Below are 22025 nucleotides of genomic sequence, written 5' to 3' on the forward strand. Positions count from 1 at the left end.
GGGGGGATGATTTGTGGCATCAACACAGGTGAATCCTACCCGTATGGAGCTTACGAAGCAGAAAAAGAAGCTGGTGACTGCAGTACGTGGCCATAAGCTTCTGAAGGATAAACGGGACGAGCTGATGCGACAGTTCCTGGATCTGGTGCGCGAGAACATGGAGCTGCGTAAAAAAGTAGAGGCTGGTATCCGAAGTGCCAACACCAATTTTGTCATTGCAAAAGCCGGAATGTCGGAGGAGACTCTGAACACCGCCCTGATGGCTCCCAAGCAGGAAGTCTATCTGGAAACCGGCAAAAAGAATGTCATGAGTGTGGATATTCCTGTTTTTGAATATAAAACAAGAACACCGGATGCCAACGATATCTATTCCTATGGTTTTGCTTTTACCTCCAGTGATCTGGACGGAGCGGTAAAATCCCTGGCGGATATCCTGCCGGATATGCTCCGCCTGGCAGAAGTGGAAAAAGCCTGTCAGCTGATGGCGTCTGAGATCGAAAAAACAAGGCGTCGTGTAAACGCTCTGGAACATGTCATCATACCGGAAGCACAGGCAAACATCAAATACATCACCATGAAGCTGGATGAGAACGAGAGAAGCACTCAGATCCGACTGATGAAGGTGAAAGATATGATGCTGGAGGAAGCACATCATTACAAGGAGCGGGAAGCTGAGCGCGGTGCGTAAAGCATAAAATACAAAGCGCAGGCATCCTGTAAGAAAAAGAAAAGTTGATATAGAAAGTTTAACCAAATCAACTGCGGAGCAGTTATTTGGTTATGAGCAAGTAGCGAAGCGGATTGCGAATATCCGCTTGACATAACGGGAAGGAGACGCCTCTGTGCTGTGTGATGGTTTGGACAGTGCAGGGGCGTTTTATTTATAAAATATTTAGTTTTTGTTCTCAGAAAATCAAGAGATGTACGGTATAATAATCAACAGTAAAGAATGTGCGGCGGAAGACAAGCCTGGGTATTTTATCTGACTGTCGCAGCAGAAAGAGAAGGGAATACATATGAATATTTTTTTACAGTCAGTACAGAATCTGGACGGAGAAATCCTTCTTCAGATCCAGCAGCATTTAAGAACAGATCTTCTGACACCATTTATGAAGGGTGTTACATTTCTGGGAAACGGAGGATGGTTCTGGATCCTCTGTGCAGTTGTTCTTCTTGCCATTCCAAAGACAAGAAAAACAGGTTATGCGGCAGTTTTGTCCCTGATTTTCGGAGTAATTGTTACCAATTTGCTTCTCAAAAACATAGTAGCAAGGCCAAGACCCTTTGCGGAAATCGAAGCCCTGATCCCGCTGATCGCCAAACCGACGGATTTTTCCTTCCCCTCAGGCCACACCACAGCATCCTTTGCCGTTGCCCTGGTAATGCTTCGGATGCTCCCCAAGAAAATCGGAATCCCGGCAGTAGTCCTGGCAGCACTGGTAGCATTTTCAAGATTATATCTTGGTGTCCATTATCCAACAGATGTCCTGGCCGGGTTCGTGGTCGCGCTGGTGGGAAGTTCGCTGGCTGTGTGGGGTGTGAGGACGAAGCTGGGAAATATAAAAAGATAAAATGTGAACAAAGATAATCCCTGGTAATGGCAGTACCTTTCCGGGGATTTTTTGGTATGGACACTTTAATTTGATAAAGTATTGACACGTCAGACAGAAACGGGGTACAATTATAAACAAGATTGTCAGAAAACAGTGAAAATGATGACGCAGAAATAAGGAGAGAACACGAAATGATATCAGAAAAAATGAAACCCTACGTAAAAAACAATTCTGCCATCCGTATGATGTTTGAGGAAGGAAACCGTCTCCGTGCAAAATACGGTGCAGATAAGGTCTTTGACTTCAGCCTTGGAAATCCGAGTGTACCGGCACCGGACAGTGTTCGTGAAGCAATTATTGAGCTTGTAAACAATATCGATCCGACTGTTCTTCACGGATATATGAGCAATGCAGGTTTTGAGGATGTACGCCAGACGATTGCAGAGTCCTTAAACAGACGTTTCGATACAAAATTTTCTGCAAAAAACCTGATCATGACGGTGGGTGCTGCAAGCGGCCTGAACGTAATTCTGAAGACAGTCCTGAACCCGGGAGAAGAAGTAATCGTTTTTGCACCATATTTCCTGGAATACGGTGCATATGTCCGCAATTATGACGGTGTCCTTGTGGAAATCTCTCCGGATACCACAACTTTCCAGCCAAACCTTGCCGAGTTTGAGCAGAAGATCACACCGAAGACAAAAGCAGTTATTGTAAACACACCACACAATCCGACGGGAGTTGTATATTCAGAAGAAACAATCAGGAAACTTTCCGCAATTCTGGAAGCAAAGCAGAAAGAGTTTGGAACCGTGATTTACCTGATCTCTGACGAGCCATACCGTGAACTGGCTTACGATGGCGTGGAAGTTCCGTACCTGACGAAATATTATGACAATACAGTTGTGGGATATTCCTACAGCAAATCTCTTTCCCTTCCTGGAGAACGTATCGGATATCTGGTAATTCCGGATGAGGCAGACGGAAGTGAAGAGCTGATCTCAGCGGCAACCATCGCAAACCGTACACTTGGATGTGTAAATGCACCGTCCCTGATCCAGAAAGTAGTTGCGAAATGTGTAGATGCAAAGACAGATCTTGCAGCTTATGATAAGAACCGCCAGGCACTTTACAATGGCCTGAAAGAGTGCGGATTTGAGTGCATCAAACCACAGGGTGCATTTTATCTCTTCGTAAAATCTCCGGTTGAAGACGAAAAAGCCTTCTGCGAGGCCGGCAAGAAATATAACATCCTCATGGTACCGGGAAGCTCCTTCGCATGCCCTGGTTACGTGAGACTGGCATACTGCGTATCTTATGATACCATTGTAAATTCTCTTCCGGAGTTTAAGAAACTTGCGGCAGAGTATGGTCTGAAATAAATGAACGAAAATAAACGATAATCACAAAGCGGTTACATAAGAGATCCCCGGTACAGCCTGTTCATATAGAACTGTATCGGGGATCTTTGGTAAGAGGGAAATAAGCAAAGGAAACGCAGCCGGGAGTGAATAAACTCCCGGCTGTGTTCCCTTAGAAGGGTGTTCCACATTTATTTGGCTTTTTTCTCTTCTTTCTTTGGCATTTCTCCGTAGTATGCTTTCAGATAGATATCTTTCAGCTCGGATACAAGTGGATATCTCGGGTTAGCGCCGGTGCACTGGTCATTGAAGGCCTGCTCGGACATCTCATCCAGAGTCTCCAGGAAGTATTTCTCATCTACGCCGTAGTCACGGATTGTAGGCATGATCTCGATTGTCTTCATCAGGTCATCCAGTTTAGCAAGAAGTTTTTCGAATACTTCTGTATCGTTCTTGCCTGTAAGACCTACAGAACGGCCGATCTCAGCATAGCGGGCAAGTGTCTTCGGATACTGATACTGTGGGAAGGTACCCATCTTGGTCGGAACCTCAGCGCTGTTGTAACGCATAACATCCAGAAGAACAACTGCGTTTGCGATACCGTGTGGCAGGTGATGGAAAGCACCAAGTTTGTGAGCGAGAGAGTGGTTCACGCCGAGGAATGCATTGGCGAATGCAAGACCTGCCATGCAGGAAGCGTTAGCCATATGATCTCTTGCTTCTACATCGTTGCCATCTTTGTATGCACGTGGCAGATACTCAAATACCAGTTTGATTGCTTTCAGTGCAAGACCATCTGTGTAATCGGAAGCCATCATGGAAACGTAAGCCTCGATGGCATGTGTCATAACGTCGATACCGGAAGCACGGGTCAGTCCCTTCGGTGCGCTCATCATGTTGTTGGTATCTACGATCGCCATATCCGGAAGGAGCTCGTAGTCAGCCAGCGGCCATTTAACGCCGGTATCCTGATCTGTGATGATGGCGAAAGGTGTAACCTCGGAACCTGTACCGGAAGATGTCGGGATTGCTACGAAGTAAGCTTTTTTACCCATCTTCGGGAAGGTGTAAACTCTCTTACGGATATCCAGGAAGTCCATGGACATATCGGAGAAGTCAGCGTCCGGATTCTCATAAAGCATCCACATAACCTTGCCGGCATCCATTGCGGAACCACCACCAAGAGCGATGATGCAGTCAGGCTCAAATGCTGTCATAGCTTTGGCACCTGCTTTTGCGGAAGCGAGAGATGGATCTGGTGCTACATCAGAGAAGCATGTATGAACGATGCCCATCTGATCCAGTTTATCTTCGATTGGTTTGGTGTAACCGTTCTTGTAGAGGAAGGAGTCTGTTACGATGAAGCAGCGTTTCTTGCCCATAACAGTACCGAGCTCATCAAGAGCAACCGGCATACAGCCTTTCTTAAAGTAAACCTTTTCCGGTGTTCTCATCCAGAGCATATTCTCTCTCCTTTCAGCAACAGTCTTGGTATTGAGAAGGTGTTTAACACCAACGTTCTCGGATACGGAGTTACCGCCCCAGGAACCGCAGCCAAGAGTGAGGGATGGAGCAAGTTTGAAGTTGTAAAGGTCACCGATACCACCCTGGGAAGAAGGAGTATTGATAAGGATACGGCAGGTCTTCATAGCTGCCTCGAATTTATCCATCTTCTCTGTCTCATTTACGTTGATGTAGAGGGAAGATGTATGGCCATAGCCGCCGTCTGCAACAAGACGCTCAGCTTTTGCGATAGCATCGTCAAAATTCTTAGCCTTGTACATAGCAAGTACAGGGGAAAGTTTCTCATGTGCGAATTCCTCGCTGATATCAACGGACTCAACCTCACCGATGAGGATCTTGGTCTCAGCCGGTACAGTAACGCCTGCCATCTCAGCGATGGTAGCAGCTTTCTGTCCTACGATCTTGGCATTCAGCGCACCGTTGATGAGGATTGTCTTTCTGACTTTCTCGATCTCGTCTTTCTTAAGGAAGTAGCATCCTCTGTAAAGGAACTCTTCTTTAACTTCTTTATAAATGCTCTCCAGAACAGTTACGGACTGCTCGGAAGCGCAGATCATACCATTGTCAAATGTCTTGGAGTGGATAATGGAGTTAACTGCAAGACGGATATCTGCACTGTCATCAATGATGGCAGGTGTATTTCCAGGTCCAACACCAACAGCCGGTTTACCAGAGGAGTAAGCTGCCTTAACCATTCCAGGACCACCAGTTGCAAGGATGATATCAGCGTTCTGCATTACCATGTTGGTAAGATCAAGGCTCGGGATATCGATCCATCCGATGATTCCTTCCGGTGCACCTGCAGCAACAGCAGCTTCCAGAACAACTTTCGCTGCTTCAATCGTAGATTTCTTAGCTCGCGGATGCGGGCTGATGATGATCGCGTTACGTGTTTTCAGGGAAATAAGAGATTTATAGATTGCTGTGGAAGTCGGGTTGGTTGTCGGGATAACTGCGGCAATCAGTCCTACAGGCTCCAGGATCTTCTTGATTCCGTATGCCTTGTCTTCTTCTACAACACCACATGTCTGTGTGTTCTTGTATGCGTTGTAAACATACTCTGCTGCGTAATGGTTCTTGATAACCTTGTCTTCCATGATACCCATGCCTGTTTCCTCAACAGCCATTTTGGCAAGTGGGATACGCATTTTGTCAGCGGCAGTAGCAGCTGCCTTAAAGATCTTGTCAACCTGCTCCTGTGTGTAGGTAGCGAAGATCTTCTGTGCTTCTTTCATTGCAGCCATTTTCGCGGTCAGGGCTTCTGGAGTGTCGATGATGGTAGGGATAGTTTCTTTCTTTGCCATGTGGAATCCTCCTGTTTTCATATGATAATGATCTGTGGTTCTGCGGGCCTGTTTTTTTCGCCGGCAGATGCTGCAGAGTTTTTGTAAGTCCCCGCGCTGCGTTTCTTTGTTGATTCAATCTGATTGAATTTTCTGTTTCGATGATTATATAGTATCAAAATTCAGAAAAAAACGCAAATTCTGAATTTTGCCGCTATGTGCAAAATGACGAACAGAAAATCAGGGGAAAATACTGTAAATTTCACTCCGCAGAACGCTGAATTATTGAAAAATCCTTTCAAAAAAATCTTTAAATTCAGCACTGTGCACAAAAAACATGTTAAATATTTGTCAGCACTGACAAAAAACATGCACACATATGAGGGGCGGGCAAAAGATAAAACGTATCATGCAGTTAAAACATTAACGTTAAACTTTTGTCAATCAATCATGAACACATTATAATTTAACAGATTCCAGACGTCAATAGCGAATATGATAAATAATTAACGAAAATAACGAAGAATTTTGATAAATAATTCACAAAAATATCATATCGCGGTAAAGTGCCAAACCATAAGAAATAAAAAAACTTGGAATTATTTGAGTTTTCAGAATAATTTAAAACAATTTTTTCGCTCAGACCGTGGAGAAAAGGGCAGATAGCTGTCAGAAAACTGCAATCCGGGACAACCAGGAGATTTTTTACATAAAAAAATGCCATATGGGAACGAATGTCCCATATGGCAGTGGAATAAAACGTGTTAAAGATATATCCGGATTTTTTTTAACTGTAAAACGTTGTCAGATTCCAGTAAAAAATCAATAACTGGTCAAAAATGATCAGCTCTTGCGGAATGCAGCACGTTTTCTGTCCCTGGAATCCAGAATACGTTTACGGATACGAAGGCTTGTCGGTGTTACCTCAAGAAGCTCATCCTGGTCGATGAACTCGATGGCCTGCTCAAGACTTAAGATTCTTGGCGGAACAAGCTTCAGTGCGTCATCTGCAGAAGAGGAACGGGTGTTGGTGAGGTGTTTGGTCTTGCAGACATTCAGCTCGATATCCTCAGCTTTTCCGTTCTGTCCGATAACCATACCGCTGTAAACCTTCTCGCCAGATCCGACGAAGAGAGTACCACGCTCCTGAGCGGAGAAAAGACCGTAAGTTACAGTCTCGCCTGCCTCGAAAGCGATGAGGGAACCCTGTTTACGGTACGGGAAGTCTCCCTTGTATGGTGCGTATCCGTCAAACATGGTGTTCAGGATACCGGTACCCTTGGTGGAGGTAAGGAATTCGTTACGGAATCCGATCAGTCCACGGGAAGGGATGGAGAACTCAAGACGTACAGTTCCGTCGCTTGCTGTACTCATACCCTGAAGCTCACCTTTACGCTCGCTGAGTTTCTGGATGATAGTACCGGAAAATTCTTCCGGAACGTCAACATATGCGATCTCAATCGGCTCCAGTTTACGTCCGCGCTCGTCTGTGTGATAGAGAACCTCCGGTTTGCTGACTGCAAACTCGTATCCCTCACGGCGCATGTTCTCAATAAGAACGGAAAGGTGAAGCTCACCACGTCCGGAAACCTTGAAGCACTCGGTTGTATCTGTGTCTTCCACACGAAGGCTGACGTCTGTGTTCAGCTCACGGTAGAGACGGTCACGAAGGTGACGGGAAGTGATGTATTTACCTTCCTGTCCTGCAAGCGGGCTGTCGTTTACAAGGAAGTTCATGGAGATTGTAGGCTCGGAAATCTTCTGGAACGGAATGGACTCCGGGTTGTCTCCTGCACAGAGTGTATCACCGATGTGGATATCTGCGATACCGGAGATTGCAACGATGGCTCCGATGGTAGCGCTCTTAACTTCAACCTTGTTCAGACCGTCAAACTCGTAGAGTTTGCTGATCTTTACGCGCTCGTGTTTGTCTGGGTCATGATGGTTCAGAAGCATCAGCTCCTGGTTTACGGAAATGGTTCCGCGCTCAACCTTACCGACACCGATACGGCCTACATACTCATTGTAGTCGATGGTGCTGATAAGAACCTGTGTATCTCCGTCCGGATCTCCCTCCGGAGCAGGAATTGCATCAAGGATGGTTTCAAAAAGCGGAGCCATATTCTCAGGTTTATCCTCAAGGTTACGAACTGCATAGCCGGCTTTTGCGGAGGCATACAGGAACGGGCAGTCCAGCTGCTCGTCGGATGCATCCAGATCCATGAGAAGTTCCAGAACTTCGTCCACAACTTCTTCCGGACGTGCTTCCGGACGGTCGATCTTGTTGATGCAGACAATAACATGCAGGTTCAGTTCGAGAGCTTTACGAAGTACAAACTTAGTCTGAGGCATGGCACCCTCGAAGGCGTCCACAAGAAGAATAACGCCGTCTACCATCTTCAGCACACGCTCTACCTCGCCGCCGAAGTCCGCATGGCCTGGAGTGTCGATGATATTGATTTTTACACCCTTGTAATGAACTGCGGTGTTTTTGGAGAGAATCGTAATGCCGCGCTCACGCTCAATATCGTTGGAGTCCATGACACGTTCCTGGACTTCCTGGTTCTCACGGAAAACACCGCTCTGTTTCAAAAGCTCGTCAACAAGTGTTGTTTTACCGTGATCGACATGGGCGATAATGGCCACGTTACGAACATCTTCACGCTTGGTCTTCATATAATCCAAATCCTTTCTTTCCATATATAAGTAATCTTTTTGTTAAAAATGATGTCCAAATTTACAGTTTATCACATTTTCGTGAGATTACAAGATATAAAAAAATATTTTTACTTTTTCATTTTCCAGACATATTATACCCCAAATGCACATACATTGGTATAGACGAAATACACGAAGAGGAAGGAGAGCTACTTATTATGGCAGATAAAATTATTGAAAACAATCAGGTATCGGTTATGGGGCGCATTGCCACCGGATTTACCTTCAGCCATCAGGTTTTTGGAGAAGGTTTTTATATGATGGATATTCTGGTAAAACGTCTCAGCGATTCGGAGGACAGGATTCCGGTGATGGTGTCCGAGCGGCTGATCGATATCACCCAGGACTATGTTGGGGAGTATATCGAGATCCATGGACAGTTCCGGTCCTATAACCGTCATGAGGAAAAGAGAAACAGACTTGTGCTTTCGGTATTTGCCAGGGAAGTGAAATTTGTGGAAGAGGGAGAGGAATCCATACCGGTCAATCAGATTTTTCTGGACGGGTATATCTGCAAACCGCCTGTATACAGAAAAACTCCGCTTGGAAGGGAGATTGCAGATCTTCTGATGGCAGTCAACCGTCCTTATGGAAAATCCGATTACATACCATGCATATGCTGGGGAAGAAATGCAAGATATGCTTCGGCTTTTGAAGTAGGCGGACATGTGTTGATCTGGGGCAGAATTCAGAGCAGGGAATATATGAAACGAATCAGTGAAAATGAGACAGAAAAAAGGATAGCCTATGAAGTTTCGGTAAGTAAATTGGAATATGTTGAGTAACATTGGACAGGTTATGGAATATTGGTGGGAACATTAAGGTAACACTTGCATTTCCATCCAATCTGCGGTAATATAAGAAAAATTAAAAAAATGGGGAATTACCGGTTTCACTAACAGTAAGAGGAAGAATCATGGAAAGAGAAATAACAGAGGTTTATTGCGGGAACGGGAAAGGAAAGACGACACTGGCTGTCGGCCAGGCTTTGCGTTTTGCCGCACAGGGAAAAAGTGTGATTATCATACAGTTTCTCAAGGGCAGGGAACGCAGAGAACTGGATTTTCTTGAGGAACTGGATAATCTTGATTTCAAGATTTTCCGTTTCGAAAAAATGGACACCTGCTATAATGACCTGAGTGAGCAGGAAAAGGCAGAAGAGAGAACCAATATCCTCAACGGCCTTAATTTTGCACGGAAGGTAATTGCTACCGGAGAGTGTGATTTTCTGCTGCTGGATGAAATCCTCGGGCTTATGGATAAAGGAATCGCTCCAGTTGAGACGATCATCGATATGCTTAAGCAGAAGGATGAAAGTATGCACATAGTTATGACCGGACGCTGGCTTCCGGAAGCACTGAAACCATATGTGGACAGTGTTACCACAATGACAACAGAGCTGACTGGCCAGGAACGGGAATAAGCAACAGTTCACAGAAGAAAGAAGGAGGAAGACAAATGGCAATTTTTAAAGGAACAGGCGTTGCAATCGTAACACCTATGCATGAAGACGGTAAGGTAAATTATGAGAAACTTGAGGAGATCCTTGAGGATCAGATCGCGAACAGCACAGACGCCATCGTTATCTGCGGAACAACAGGAGAATCTTCTACTCTGACACACGGAGAGCACCTTCAGACAATCAAGTTCACAATTGATAAAGTTAACAAACGTGTGCCTGTAATCGCAGGAACAGGTTCCAATTGTACAGAGACAGCAATCATGATGTCCAAGGAAGCAGCTTCCTATGGTGCAGACGCTCTTCTTATTGTAACACCTTATTATAACAAGGCTACACAGAAGGGACTTATCGCTCATTACACAGCAATTGCCAATGCAGTTCCGGAAACTCCGCTCATCATGTACAATGTACCGAGCCGTACAGGCTGCAACATCCAGCCGGCTACAGCAGCTTACCTTGCAAAGAATGTAAAGAACATCGTCGGAATCAAGGAAGCAACAGGAGATCTTTCCCAGATTGCCAAGATGATGTCTCTGGCAGACGGACAGCTTGAGCTTTACTCCGGAAACGATGATCAGGTACTTCCGATTCTTTCTCTTGGCGGACTTGGTGTTATTTCCGTACTTTCCAACGTTGCACCGAAGTTTACACATGACATGGTCATGAAATATTTCGACGGTGACACCAAGGGAGCAACAGAGGATCAGCTGAAAGCTCTTCCGCTGATCAACGCACTGTTCAGCGAAGTAAATCCGATTCCTGTTAAGACAGCTATGAACCTTATGGGAATGAACGTAGGACCGCTTCGTATGCCACTTTGCGAGATGGAAGAAGACACAAAGGCAGCTCTTGCAAAAGAGATCGAGAAATTCGGCCTTAAGCTTGCGAAATAATCAGACTGTAAGCGGAAGGTAAAGGAGAATATACTATGGTAAAAATCATCATGCATGGCTGTAACGGACATATGGGCCAGGTAATCAGCGGTATCGTGGAGAAAGATCCGGATGCAGAGATCGTGGCAGGTATCGACATTGCAGACCAGGGAAAAAACAGCTATCCGGTATTCACTGATATTGACGCATGCCAGGTAGAGGCAGATGCGATCATTGATTTTTCTTCTGCAAAAGCAACAGACAAGCTTCTTGAGTACAGTGCCGCACGCCAGATTCCGGTTGTTCTCTGCAGCACAGGCTTAAGTGAGGAGCAGCTTGCAAAAGTAGAAGAAACATCCAAGAAAGTAGCAGTGCTGAAATCTGCTAACATGTCTCTTGGTATCAATACACTTCTGAAACTCGTTCAGGATGCTGCCAAGGTTCTTGCAACTGCAGGATTTGACATGGAGATCGTTGAGAAACATCACCGCCTGAAAGTTGACGCACCAAGTGGTACCGCACTTGCACTGGCAGACAGCATTAATGAAGCTATGGACAACAAGTATCATTATGTATATGACCGCAGCCAGAAACGTGAAAAACGTGATGACAAGGAGATCGGTATTTCCGCAGTCCGCGGTGGAACCATCGTAGGTGAGCATGAGATCATTTTTGCAGGCCAGGACGAAGTGATCGAGTTTAAGCATACCGCATATTCTAAGGCTATTTTTGGAAAAGGCGCTGTAGAAGCAGCTAAATTCCTTGCAGGTAAACCGGCAGGACGTTACGATATGAGTGACGTGATCGGTTGATTTTGACAGAATGAGCTATAACAGAATAAAATACAGATAATGAAAGACGGGTTTCGTGTAAAAGCGTAGCCCGTCTTTTTTTGAATGAAATTGTGAAGCAATTTCATTCATGAGCAAGTAGTGGAACGGAATGCGAATGTCCGTGTTACAGTATTTTTGAAATTTTTGCCAGGATAGAATGCTGGAAAAAGTGACATATTAGGAATACAGAATTTTTCAGAAAAAGGAGAAGATCATATGAAAAAATGGAAGGCGATTCTTTTTGGCACTATGCTCACCCTGTCTCTGTGTACATTTACAGCCTGTGGTACAGAGGTAAACAATGCGGATGAAACTGTGGACGAAAAAAATAAAGATGAGAAAGATAAGAAAAAAGATACAAACGAAAATACTGCCACAGAAAATGAAATTATGGAAGACGAGACAGACAATGACGGTGTGATGGACGATGGCGGGATCATCGAAGATTCTGGTACAGATAACAACGAGATGGCCGGTGGAAATGTTACCGTAACGCCGACAGGAGACGGGAATAACGGAACAGCAGCGCCCGGAACTACAGACACAAATGGAACCGGAAATGACGGAACCGTATCCGGTGAGCTGGGTGACAGTGTGAAGGATCTGGGCGACGGCGTAGGTAATGCGGTGGATGATATCGGCAATGCAGTAGGGAATGCAGTAGAGGGCAGATAAGGTTACGGGACATTTTGTGACCAGCAGTTGTGAGGTAATCTGCTGCTACAGATATTTTAACACAGCATTGCATAAAACTGTTACAGATGCTATGATCAGTGCATGGAAAGAAAACGGAGGACAGGATTATGAAATTCAGACCATGCATTGATATACATAACGGAAAAGTAAAACAGATTGTAGGAGGAAGCCTGAAAGATCAGGGTGACCAGGCAGCAGAAAATTTTGTGTCAGAGCAGGATGCGGCATTTTATGCGGAGCTTTACAAGAAGGCCGGCTTAAAAGGTGGTCATGTGATTCTTCTGAATGGAAAAGATTCTCCAAACTATGAAGCGACAAAAGCCCAGGCACTTCTTGCCCTGAAAAAATATCCCGGAGGACTTCAGATCGGGGGTGGGATCTGTCCGGAGAATGCGGCGGAGTATCTGGAGGCCGGCGCCAGCCATGTGATCGTAACTTCCTACGTATTCAAAAACGGAGTGATATCCTGGGAAAATCTGGAGAAGATCCGGGATGCAGCAGGAAAAGAACATCTTGTACTGGACTTAAGCTGCCGCAAAAAAGACGGTAATTATTATATTGTCACAGACCGCTGGCAGAAATTTACAGAAGAGATCGTGACACTGGAACTGATGGAAAAGCTTGGAAGTTACTGTGATGAATTTCTGGTCCATGCAGTGGATGTGGAGGGAAAGGCTCATGGTGTTGAGACAGAACTTGCGGAACTTCTGGGACAGTATACAGCTCATCCGGTAACTTATGCAGGCGGTGTCGGCTCCATGGCAGATATTGAGGAACTTCGAAGGGCAGGACAGGGAAGACTGGACGTGACTGTTGGCAGTGCCCTGGATATTTTTGGCGGAAGCATACCATTTGAAGTTCTGGCAGAGATGAAGTAGAATAGTTGCATATTCATGATAAAAAAATCCTTTTGCAGGAATATATTGAATAAATTCAGAAAAAATTTGTGAAATTTTTGAAAAGTGATGTTAAAATTCAACTTAATGTGTTATAATAGCAACATAAAACAGCAAAGGGGATGGAAGTCATGAAATTTATTATTAGTGGAAAGAATATAGCAGTAACAGAAGGACTTAAAACAGCTGTTGAGGACAAGCTTGGTAAACTTGAAAGGTATTTCACTCCTGAAACTGAGATTTCAGTAACCTTAAGCGTTGAGAAGGATCGCCAGAAGATCGAGGTAACAATTCCTGTGAAAGGTAGCATTATCCGTTCCGAGCAGGTAAGCAATGATATGTATGTATCCATCGATCTGGTTGAAGAGGTAATTGAGCGTCAGCTTCGTAAATACAAGAACAAGATCGTTGACAAGCAGCAGGAATCCACAAACTTCCAGAAAGCATACCTTGATAAGGATTATGAAGAGGATGAGGAAGTTAAGATCATCCGTACCAAGAAATTCGGAATCAAACCAATGTATCCGGAAGATGCATGCGTACAGATGGAGCTTCTTGGACATAATTTCTTTGTATTCTTCAATGCTGAGACAGAGCAGGTTAACGTAGTTTACAAACGTAAAGGTAATACTTACGGACTGATCGAGCCGGAGTTTTAGGCGGAAGTCTCTGTGAGAAGATCATGAGTGAATGATCTTTTATAAAAACTGAATATTGAACGTATAAGAATGGCTTCGGGAATCTGCGTGGAAAATCTGCAGATTCCCGGAGCTTTTTTCAGGGCAGAAGAACAGTTCCGGACACGATTTGTTAATTAATTGTTCATTGTTTTTATAACTGGAAAGTGGTAGAATATATACCATATGTGATCTGGATATCAACAGAGAACTGGAATGATTATGATGATTGGAACGAACAGTGTCCTGGAATGATCCTGAATCGGATAGATGAGAGACTTAAACGTCCTATTTCGAATAAAATGATTGGAGCAGAAACATGAATGTTTTTTCAAAAGTATTTGGAACCCGCAGCCAGCGTGAGGTAAAGCGTATCATGCCGCTGGTTGAGAAAACCGAGAGCTATCAGTCCCAGATGCAGCAGCTTACCGACGAGCAGTTACGGGACAAGACCAGAGAATATAAGAAACGTCTTGCAGAAGGTGCAACACTGGATGATCTTCTTCCGGAGGCATTTGCCACTGTACGTGAGGCAGCCAAGCGTGTACTTGGAATGGAGCATTACCGTGTACAGATCATCGGTGGTATCATCCTGCACCAGGGCCGTATCGCCGAGATGAAAACAGGTGAAGGTAAAACTCTTGTTTCCACACTTCCTGCATACCTGAATGCCCTTGAGGGAAAAGGTGTCCATATCGTAACCGTCAACGACTATCTGGCTAAACGAGATGCCGAGTGGATGGGTAAAGTCCATGAGTTCCTTGGCCTGACTGTAGGTGTGGTACTCAACGACATGAAACCGGAAGAGCGTCGTGCTGCATACGGATGTGATATCACATACGTTACCAACAACGAACTTGGATTCGATTACCTTCGTGACAACATGGTTATCTATAAAGAACAGCTTGTTCAGAGAGATCTTCACTACTGTATCATCGATGAGATCGACTCCGTCCTGATCGATGAGGCACGTACACCGCTGATCATTTCCGGACAGAGTGGAAAATCCACCAAGCTTTATGAAGTGTGCGATATCCTTGCACAGCAGCTGGAGCGTGGTGAGGCCAGCCATGAGATGACCAAGATGGCAGCCATTATGGGTGAGGAAGTTATCGAGACCGGTGACTTCGTTGTAAATGAGAAAGATAAGATTGTCAACCTTACCGAGCAGGGTATCAAGAAGGTTGAGAAATTCTTTAATATCGAGAACCTGGCAGATCCGGAGAATCTGGAGATCCAGCATAACATCATCCTTGCACTTCGTGCACATAACCTGATGCATAAAGATCAGGATTATGTAGTGAAAGATGATGAGATTCTGATCGTTGATGAGTTTACCGGACGTATCATGCCGGGCCGTCGTTACTCTGATGGTCTTCATCAGGCAATCGAGGCGAAAGAGCATGTTAAGGTTAAGAGAGAGAGTAAGACTCTTGCAACCATCACCTTCCAGAACTTCTTTAACAAATATGACAAAAAAGGCGGTATGACCGGTACAGCCCTTACTGAGGAGAAAGAGTTCCGTGATATCTACGGCATGGACGTTGTAGAGATTCCGACCAACCGTGTGGTACAGCGTAAAGACCTTGATGATGCCGTTTACATGACAAAGAAAGAGAAATTCAATGCCGTTGTAGAGGCAGTTAAGGAAGCTCACGCAAAACATCAGCCGGTACTGGTTGGTACGATCACCATCGAGACTTCCGAACTTCTCAGCAGAATGCTGAAGAGAGAGGGAATCCCGCATAACGTACTGAATGCCAAGTTCCATGAGCTTGAGGCTGAGATCGTAGCACAGGCAGGACAGGCAGATGCCGTTACCATCGCAACCAACATGGCAGGCCGTGGTACCGATATCAAGCTTGACGATGTGGCAAGAGAGGCCGGCGGTCTGAAGATCATCGGTACTGAGCGTCATGAGTCAAGACGTATTGATAACCAGCTCCGTGGACGTTCCGGACGACAGGGAGATCCGGGTGAATCCCGTTTCTACATTTCTCTTGAGGATGACCTGATGCGTCTGTTCGGTTCCGAGAGACTGATGAAAGTGTTCACATCCCTTGGCGTTGAGGAGAATGAGCAGATCGAGCATAAGATGCTTTCCAATGCCATCGAGAAAGCACAGGAGAAGATCGAGTTCAACAACTTCGGAATCCGTAAAAATCTTCTCGACTATGACCAGGTTAACAATGAGCAGAGAGAGATCATCTACGAGGAGCGTCGTCAGGTACTTGACGGTGAGAACATGCGTGATGCCATCTATAAGATGATCACAGATATCGTAGACAGCATGACAGATATGTGCTTCTCAGATGATATGGATTCTTCGGAGTGGGATCTTGATGAGTTCAATACTGCGATCACTCCGATCATCCCGATCCACCCTCTGACTGCAGAGAAGGTAAAAGGTCATAAGAAAGACGAGATCAAGCACATCGTGAAGGAAGAGGCTGTGAAGCTTTATGAAGCGAAAGAGGCAGAGTTCCCGGAACCGGAGCAGCTTCGTGAGCTTGAACGAGTAGTTCTTCTGAAATGTATCGACAGCAAGTGGATGGATCACATCGACGACATGGAGATGCTCCGTCAGGGTATCGGCCTGATGGCATATGGCCAGAGAGACCCGGTTGTTGAGTACAAGATGAGCGCATTCGAGATGTTCAACAACATGATCAGTTCTATCCAGGAAGATACCGTACGTATGCTGTATCATGTTCACGTAGAGCAGAAGATCGAGCGTGAGCAGGTTGCCAAGGTAACCGGCACAAACAAAGATGACAGCGCCGGCCCGAAGAAACCGGTTCAGCGAAAAGAAGATAAAGTATATCCAAACGATCCATGCCCATGTGGAAGCGGCAAGAAATATAAACAGTGCTGCGGACGTAAGGCAGCTAAGATCTGAGAATGAAGATAAAAATAGTCTCACCTGATGATATGGTGGGGCTATTTTTGTATAAGAGCAGAGAAAGGATGTGGTTGTATGGCAGTTATAAAAACAGCAATTCTTCAGACACACGTATATATGGATAAATCCCGTAACATCACTCAGGCAGCGGAAATTCTTGCCCGTCCGGAACTTCAGGGAATCGACCTGGCAGTTCTGCCCGAAATGTTCTGCTGTCCCTACGAGAACAAATACTTTCCTGAGTATGCGGAAGCCGAAGGTGGGGATACCTGGGAAAAATGTTCCAGGCTGGCAGCAGAGCGTGGAATTTATCTCATAGCCGGAAGTATGCCGGAGAGAGACAAAGCCGGTCGTATTTACAACACATCCTATGTTTTTGACAGAAATGGGCATCAGATCGGGAAACACCGGAAAATGCATCTTTTTGACATTGATGTAAAAGGTGGCCAGTATTTTAAAGAATCGGATACCCTGACACCGGGAGATCAGGTGACAGTTTTTGACACAGAATTCGGAAAGATGGGCCTTTGCATCTGCTACGATTTCCGGTTCCCGGAACTTGCCAGGCTGATGGTGGACCAGGGCGCAGAGGTGATCATCGTGCCGGCTGCTTTTAACATGACAACAGGGCCTCTCCACTGGGAGCTGATGTTCCGTCAGAGAGCTGTGGACAACCAGGTATACACCATCGGAGCCGCACCTGCCAGAGATCTGAACGCCGGATACCATTCCTGGGGCCATTCCATTGCCGCAGATCCCTGGGGAAAAGTCCTCATGGAAATGGAAGAAAAGCCTGACGTGAAGGTTGTGGAACTGGATCTGGATGAAGTAAAAAAAGTCCGGGAACAGCTGCCGCTTCTGAAGCACCGAAGAGGGGATATCTATAAACTGTCGCAGATAAAATAGAAACGTCAGGACCACGTTTTCGTTGTAATTTCCATGGTCATATGGTATTGTATAAGACAGGCAGGAATTCCTGCATCAATATATAGAAAGAAGGTGAAGCTGTGGTTGAGTTAGATCAGTTCAAGAGTATTCTTGCAACATACACAGAGCCATTAGTGGAAGTGAGGGATTCACTTTGACCTCGCTAACAAAGAGCAGAAGGTCGAAGAATTAGAGCGCGAGATGGAAGCGCCTGATTTCTGGGATAATGCAGAAGTATCTCAGATGAAAATGAAACAGTTAAAGAGTCTCAAGGATGACATTGAGACATACCATAATCTGGAAACACAGATGGAAGATATGGAAACCATGATCGAGATGGGATATGAGGAGAATGATCCGGAGATCATCCCTGAGATCCAGGAAATGCTGGACGAATTCCAGGCAAGCTTTGACAGCATCCGTGTGAAGACACTTCTTTCCGGAGAGTACGACGGAGAGAATGCCATCATCAAGCTGAACGCAGGAGCCGGTGGAACAGAAGCATGCGACTGGTGCGGAATGCTTTACCGTATGTACAGCAGATGGGCGGAGAAAAAAGGATTTGCACTGGAAGTACTGGATTACCTTGACGGTGATGAGGCCGGTGTGAAATCCGTAACCTTCCAGGTAAACGGAGAGAACGCCTACGGTTATCTGAAATCCGAGAAAGGTGTTCACCGTCTTGTACGTATTTCCCCGTTTAATGCGGCAGGAAAGAGACAGACATCTTTTGTATCCTGCGATGTTATGCCGGATATCAAGAAAGATCTGGACGTTGAGATCAATGACGATGATATCCGTATTGATACCTACCGAAGCAGCGGTGCCGGTGGACAGCATATCAACAAGACATCCTCTGCGATCCGTATCACCCATTTCCCTACAGGAATCGTGGTACAGTGCCAGAATGAACGTTCTCAGCACATGAACAAGGATAAGGCCATGCAGATGCTGAAGGCCAAACTGTATCTTCTGAAACAGCAGGAGGCTGAGGAGAAACTTTCCGGCATTCGAGGCGAAGTGACAGATATCGGCTGGGGAAACCAGATCCGTTCCTATGTCCTGCAGCCATACACCATGGTAAAAGACCATAGAACCAATGAAGAAACCGGTAATGTTGACGCAGTTCTGGACGGTGGCATTGACCTCTTTATCAATGCATACCTGAAATGGATCGCGCTGGCGAAAAAGAAAGAATAACATTACTGTCACGGAACCCCATAAAGACAGAGAAAAGGACTCCGCAGGCAAAAAAGCGCTTGTGGAGTTTCTTTTATTATGATAATATATCTTTTGTACAAAAACAGTTGTCTTTATGAAACGGACAGAAAGGTTGCTGCACACAATGTGAACAGCAACTAGAGAGGTTGCTATGCAGAAACAGGTTGAGAAGAAAAAATACTATGTAGTAAGAGAGAGGGCAGTGCCGGAAGTACTTCTTAAGGTTGTTGAGGCCAAGAGGCTGCTGGAATCCAACCGTGTGGCTACTGTTCAGGAAGCTGCTGAAAAGACCGGGATCAGCCGCAGCTCTTTTTACAAATATAAGGACGATATTTTTCCTTTCCACGAGGAGACCAGGGGAAAGACCATCACCTTTATCATTCAGATGGACGACGAGCCGGGACTTTTATCAATGGTGCTGCAGACGATTGCCCGTTTTCACGGTAATATCCTGACCATACATCAGAGTATTCCCATTAACGGAGTTGCAACACTGACGCTGAGCGTTGACATCCTTCCGGGAGAAGGCGACGCAGAAGCTATGGTGGAGGATATTGAACAGAGAGACGGTATACACTATTTGAAAATTTTAGGCAGGGAGTAAGCATATGATAAACATAGCAGTATTAGGCTACGGTACAGTAGGAAGCGGAGTTGTTGAAGTAATCAACACCAATCATGAGAGCATTAACAAAAGAGCCGGAGATGAGATCAACATCAAATACGTTCTCGATTTAAGAGATTTTCCGGGAGATCCGGTTGAGAAAGTTCTGGTTCATGATTATGAAGTGATCGTAAACGATCCAGAAGTGGATATTGTCGTTGAGGTTATGGGCGGGATCGAGCCTGCTTATACCTTTGTAAAAAGAGCTCTTCAGGCAGGAAAGAGTGTAAGCACATCCAATAAGGCCCTGGTAGCCAAACATGGTTCCGAGCTTATGGAGATCGCCAGGGAAAAAAATATCAACTTCCTTTTTGAGGCAAGCTGTGGCGGCGGTATCCCGATCATCCGTGCGCTGAATTCTTCACTGACAGCAGATGAGATCGATGAGATCACAGGAATCCTCAACGGAACAACCAACTACATGCTTTACAAGATGAGCACAGAGAACTGTGATTTTGACACTGTTCTGAAAGAGGCTCAGGCGAAGGGTTACGCAGAGGCAGATCCCACTGCAGATGTAGAGGGTGCTGACGCATGCCGTAAGATCGCCATCCTTTCTTCCCTTGCATACGGAAAATTCCTGAATTACGAGAATATTTATACAGAAGGAATCACAAAGATCACACCGGCAGACATGGAATATGCGAAAGAACTTGGCATGACCATTAAACTTCTTGCCACAAGCCGCAGAGTTGGAGATTCCTTCTATGCGATGGTAGCGCCGTTCCTGGTAGGACAGGAGAGCCCGCTCTACAGTGTAAATGATGTATTCAACGCAGTATTTGTACACGGAAATGTTCTTGGAGACGCCATGTTCTACGGAAGTGGAGCAGGTAAACTTCCAACTGCCAGCGCAGTAGTGGCTGACGTTGTAGATGAGGCAAAACATCTCCATAGAAACATCATGACAAACTGGAGCAGCTATGCTCTGGAACTCATGGATATGGATGAAGTAGAGGGACGCTTCTTTGTACGTGTGTCTGATACGACTATGGATGAAGTAGAAAAAGCTTTCGGTGATGTACAGACTATCGAGCCGGATGACCTTCCGGACGAATTCGGATTTATTACACCGGTGATGAAGCAGGCTGAATATAAAGAGAAGATCAGTAAGCTTACCGGAAAAGTACTGGCAATGATCCGCGTAAAGGATTGATGCCTGAGGAGAAATAAGAACATGTTAATCGTAAAAAAATTCGGCGGTACTTCTGTGGCAAACAAAGAGCGTATCTTTAATGTTGCCAGAAGATGTATCGAAGATTATAAAAAAGGAAACGACGTGGTGGTCGTGCTTTCCGCAATGGGTAAATATACCGATGAGCTGATCACCATGGCGAAAGATATCAACGACAAACCTCCGAAACGTGAGATGGATATGCTTTTTACCATCGGAGAACAGATGTCGGTAGCACTGATGGCCATGGCTATGGACAGCCTGGGAGTACCGTCAGTTTCCCTGAATGCATTTCAGGTGGCTATGCACACAACAAGCGCACACGGCAGTGCCCGTCTGAAAAAGATCGATGCCGCACGTATCCGCAGAGAACTGGATAACCGCAGAATTGTTGTGGTTACAGGATTCCAGGGCATTGATAAATATAATGATTACACCACACTTGGCCGTGGAGGTTCGGATACCACAGCCGTAGCTCTTGCAGCAGCGCTTCATGCAGATGCCTGTGAGATCTATACCGATGTGGATGGCGTTTATACTGCTGACCCCCGTAAGGTTCCGAAAGCCCGCAAGCTTAAGGAGATCACTTACGATGAGATGCTGGATCTGGCAACTCTGGGTGCGGGAGTGCTTCATAACCGTTCTGTGGAGATGGCGAAGAAATACGGTGTACCGCTAGTGGTACGTTCCAGTCTCAACAACAGCGAAGGAACTGTGGTAAAGGAGGAAGTAACAGTGGAGAGAATGCTGATCAGCGGTGTTGCTCTGGATACAGATGCAGTACGTATTGCTGTGATCGGACTTAAAGATTCACCAGGAGTAGCATTTAAGCTTTTTGATACCCTGGCCAAGAAAAATATCAATGTGGATATGATCCTTCAGTCTATCGGCCGTGCCGGAACCAAGGATATTTCCTTTACTGTTGATAAAAATGATCTGGACGATGCAATGGCAGTCCTGGAATCCAACCAGGCACGCATCGGCTATGATGAGCTTCATGCGGAGAAAAACATCGCCAAACTTTCCATCGTGGGAGCTGGTATGATGAGTAATCCGGGTGTTGCCGCAAAAATGTTCGAGAGCCTTTATAATGAGGGCGTGAACATCAATATGATCGCGACATCTGAGATCCGTGTGACTGTTCTCATCAATGAGAAAGATGGCGTACGTGCCATGAATGCGGTACATGATGCGTTTAATCTTGCAGATTAAACAAAATAAGAAATGAATGACAGGGCGGAGGCTAGGTATAAGTCTCCGCC

General features: G+C 45.5%; 18 protein-coding genes. 16 read left to right on the forward strand and 2 right to left on the reverse strand.

All coding sequences use genetic code 11. The features are described 5' to 3' along the window. Positions 1–13: 13 nt before the first annotated feature. The 3 genes from KQI39_RS03850 to KQI39_RS03860 all read left to right on the forward strand — a co-directional run bounded on the left by KQI39_RS03850 (position 14) and on the right by KQI39_RS03860 (position 2935). Entirely contained in the window at positions 14–688 is a 675-nt protein-coding gene (locus tag KQI39_RS03850; RefSeq protein WP_021975777.1) for a V-type ATP synthase subunit D, read from the forward strand. Positions 689–1016: 328 nt separating this feature from the next. Next, entirely contained in the window at positions 1017–1571 is a 555-nt protein-coding gene (locus tag KQI39_RS03855; RefSeq protein WP_216416666.1) for a phosphatase PAP2 family protein, read from the forward strand. Between the two features lie 173 nt (positions 1572–1744). Further along, entirely contained in the window at positions 1745–2935 is a 1191-nt protein-coding gene (locus tag KQI39_RS03860; protein ID WP_216416669.1) for a pyridoxal phosphate-dependent aminotransferase, read from the forward strand. Positions 2936–3105: 170 nt separating this feature from the next. Here KQI39_RS03860 and adhE read toward each other — a convergent pair whose 3' ends face one another. Both adhE and typA read right to left on the reverse strand, forming a co-directional pair. After that, a complete protein-coding gene (gene adhE, locus KQI39_RS03865) occupies positions 3106–5742 on the reverse strand; it encodes a bifunctional acetaldehyde-CoA/alcohol dehydrogenase (RefSeq protein ID WP_216416672.1) in 2637 nt (878 codons plus the stop codon). 822 nt (positions 5743–6564) lie between these two features. Continuing rightward, on the reverse strand, positions 6565–8397 hold the full coding sequence (gene typA / locus KQI39_RS03870) for a translational GTPase TypA (RefSeq protein ID WP_216416834.1): 1833 nt from the start codon (positions 8395–8397) through the stop codon (positions 6565–6567). A gap of 200 nt (positions 8398–8597) precedes the next feature. Between typA and KQI39_RS03875 the strand changes: the two genes are divergently transcribed. From KQI39_RS03875 to KQI39_RS03935, 13 genes are all read left to right on the forward strand, one after another. Then, positions 8598–9224 (forward strand): single-stranded DNA-binding protein, encoded by a 627-nt coding sequence (locus KQI39_RS03875; RefSeq protein ID WP_021975802.1) that lies wholly within the window; start codon positions 8598–8600, stop codon positions 9222–9224. Between the two features lie 131 nt (positions 9225–9355). Next, entirely contained in the window at positions 9356–9862 is a 507-nt protein-coding gene (locus KQI39_RS03880) for a cob(I)yrinic acid a,c-diamide adenosyltransferase (RefSeq protein WP_216416675.1), read from the forward strand. Between the two features lie 35 nt (positions 9863–9897). Beyond that, entirely contained in the window at positions 9898–10794 is an 897-nt protein-coding gene (dapA, locus tag KQI39_RS03885; protein ID WP_021975800.1) for a 4-hydroxy-tetrahydrodipicolinate synthase, read from the forward strand. A 35-nt stretch (positions 10795–10829) separates the two neighbouring features. Next, positions 10830–11585 (forward strand): 4-hydroxy-tetrahydrodipicolinate reductase, encoded by a 756-nt coding sequence (gene dapB, locus KQI39_RS03890; protein ID WP_118061798.1) that lies wholly within the window; start codon positions 10830–10832, stop codon positions 11583–11585. A gap of 237 nt (positions 11586–11822) precedes the next feature. Next, positions 11823–12281 carry a hypothetical protein gene (locus tag KQI39_RS03895; RefSeq protein ID WP_216416688.1) on the forward strand — a complete coding sequence of 153 codons (459 nt, stop codon included), beginning with the start codon at positions 11823–11825 and terminating at the stop codon, positions 12279–12281. Positions 12282–12409: 128 nt separating this feature from the next. After that, positions 12410–13180, forward strand: coding sequence for a phosphoribosylformimino-5-aminoimidazole carboxamide ribotide isomerase (gene hisA / locus KQI39_RS03900; protein ID WP_216416690.1), 771 nt, complete (start codon positions 12410–12412; stop codon positions 13178–13180). A gap of 149 nt (positions 13181–13329) precedes the next feature. Next, entirely contained in the window at positions 13330–13857 is a 528-nt protein-coding gene (gene hpf / locus KQI39_RS03905) for a ribosome hibernation-promoting factor, HPF/YfiA family (protein ID WP_118512672.1), read from the forward strand. Positions 13858–14194: 337 nt separating this feature from the next. Next, the gene (gene secA, locus KQI39_RS03910) at positions 14195–16774 is read left to right on the forward strand and encodes a preprotein translocase subunit SecA (protein ID WP_216416693.1); all 2580 of its coding nucleotides are present in this window, start codon (positions 14195–14197) and stop codon (positions 16772–16774) included. A gap of 78 nt (positions 16775–16852) precedes the next feature. Beyond that, entirely contained in the window at positions 16853–17683 is an 831-nt protein-coding gene (locus tag KQI39_RS03915; RefSeq protein ID WP_216416697.1) for a carbon-nitrogen hydrolase family protein, read from the forward strand. A gap of 101 nt (positions 17684–17784) precedes the next feature. Beyond that, positions 17785–18904 (forward strand): peptide chain release factor 2 gene (gene prfB / locus KQI39_RS03920; RefSeq protein WP_148445268.1). Its coding sequence is split into 2 segments (ribosomal slippage): positions 17785–17859 and positions 17861–18904, totalling 1119 coding nucleotides; the frame shifts between segments, so codons are not numbered across the junction. Positions 18905–19076: 172 nt separating this feature from the next. After that, positions 19077–19529, forward strand: a complete 453-nt coding sequence (locus KQI39_RS03925; protein WP_118061802.1) for an ACT domain-containing protein — start codon at positions 19077–19079, stop codon at positions 19527–19529. Positions 19530–19533: 4 nt separating this feature from the next. After that, positions 19534–20745, forward strand: a complete 1212-nt coding sequence (locus tag KQI39_RS03930) for a homoserine dehydrogenase (protein ID WP_216416700.1) — start codon at positions 19534–19536, stop codon at positions 20743–20745. A gap of 21 nt (positions 20746–20766) precedes the next feature. Next, positions 20767–21975, forward strand: coding sequence for an aspartate kinase (locus tag KQI39_RS03935; protein WP_118061804.1), 1209 nt, complete (start codon positions 20767–20769; stop codon positions 21973–21975). Positions 21976–22025: the final 50 nt, after the last annotated feature.

Source organism: Blautia sp. MSJ-36 (assembly GCF_018917985.1).
Classification (GTDB): domain Bacteria; phylum Bacillota; class Clostridia; order Lachnospirales; family Lachnospiraceae; genus Blautia_A.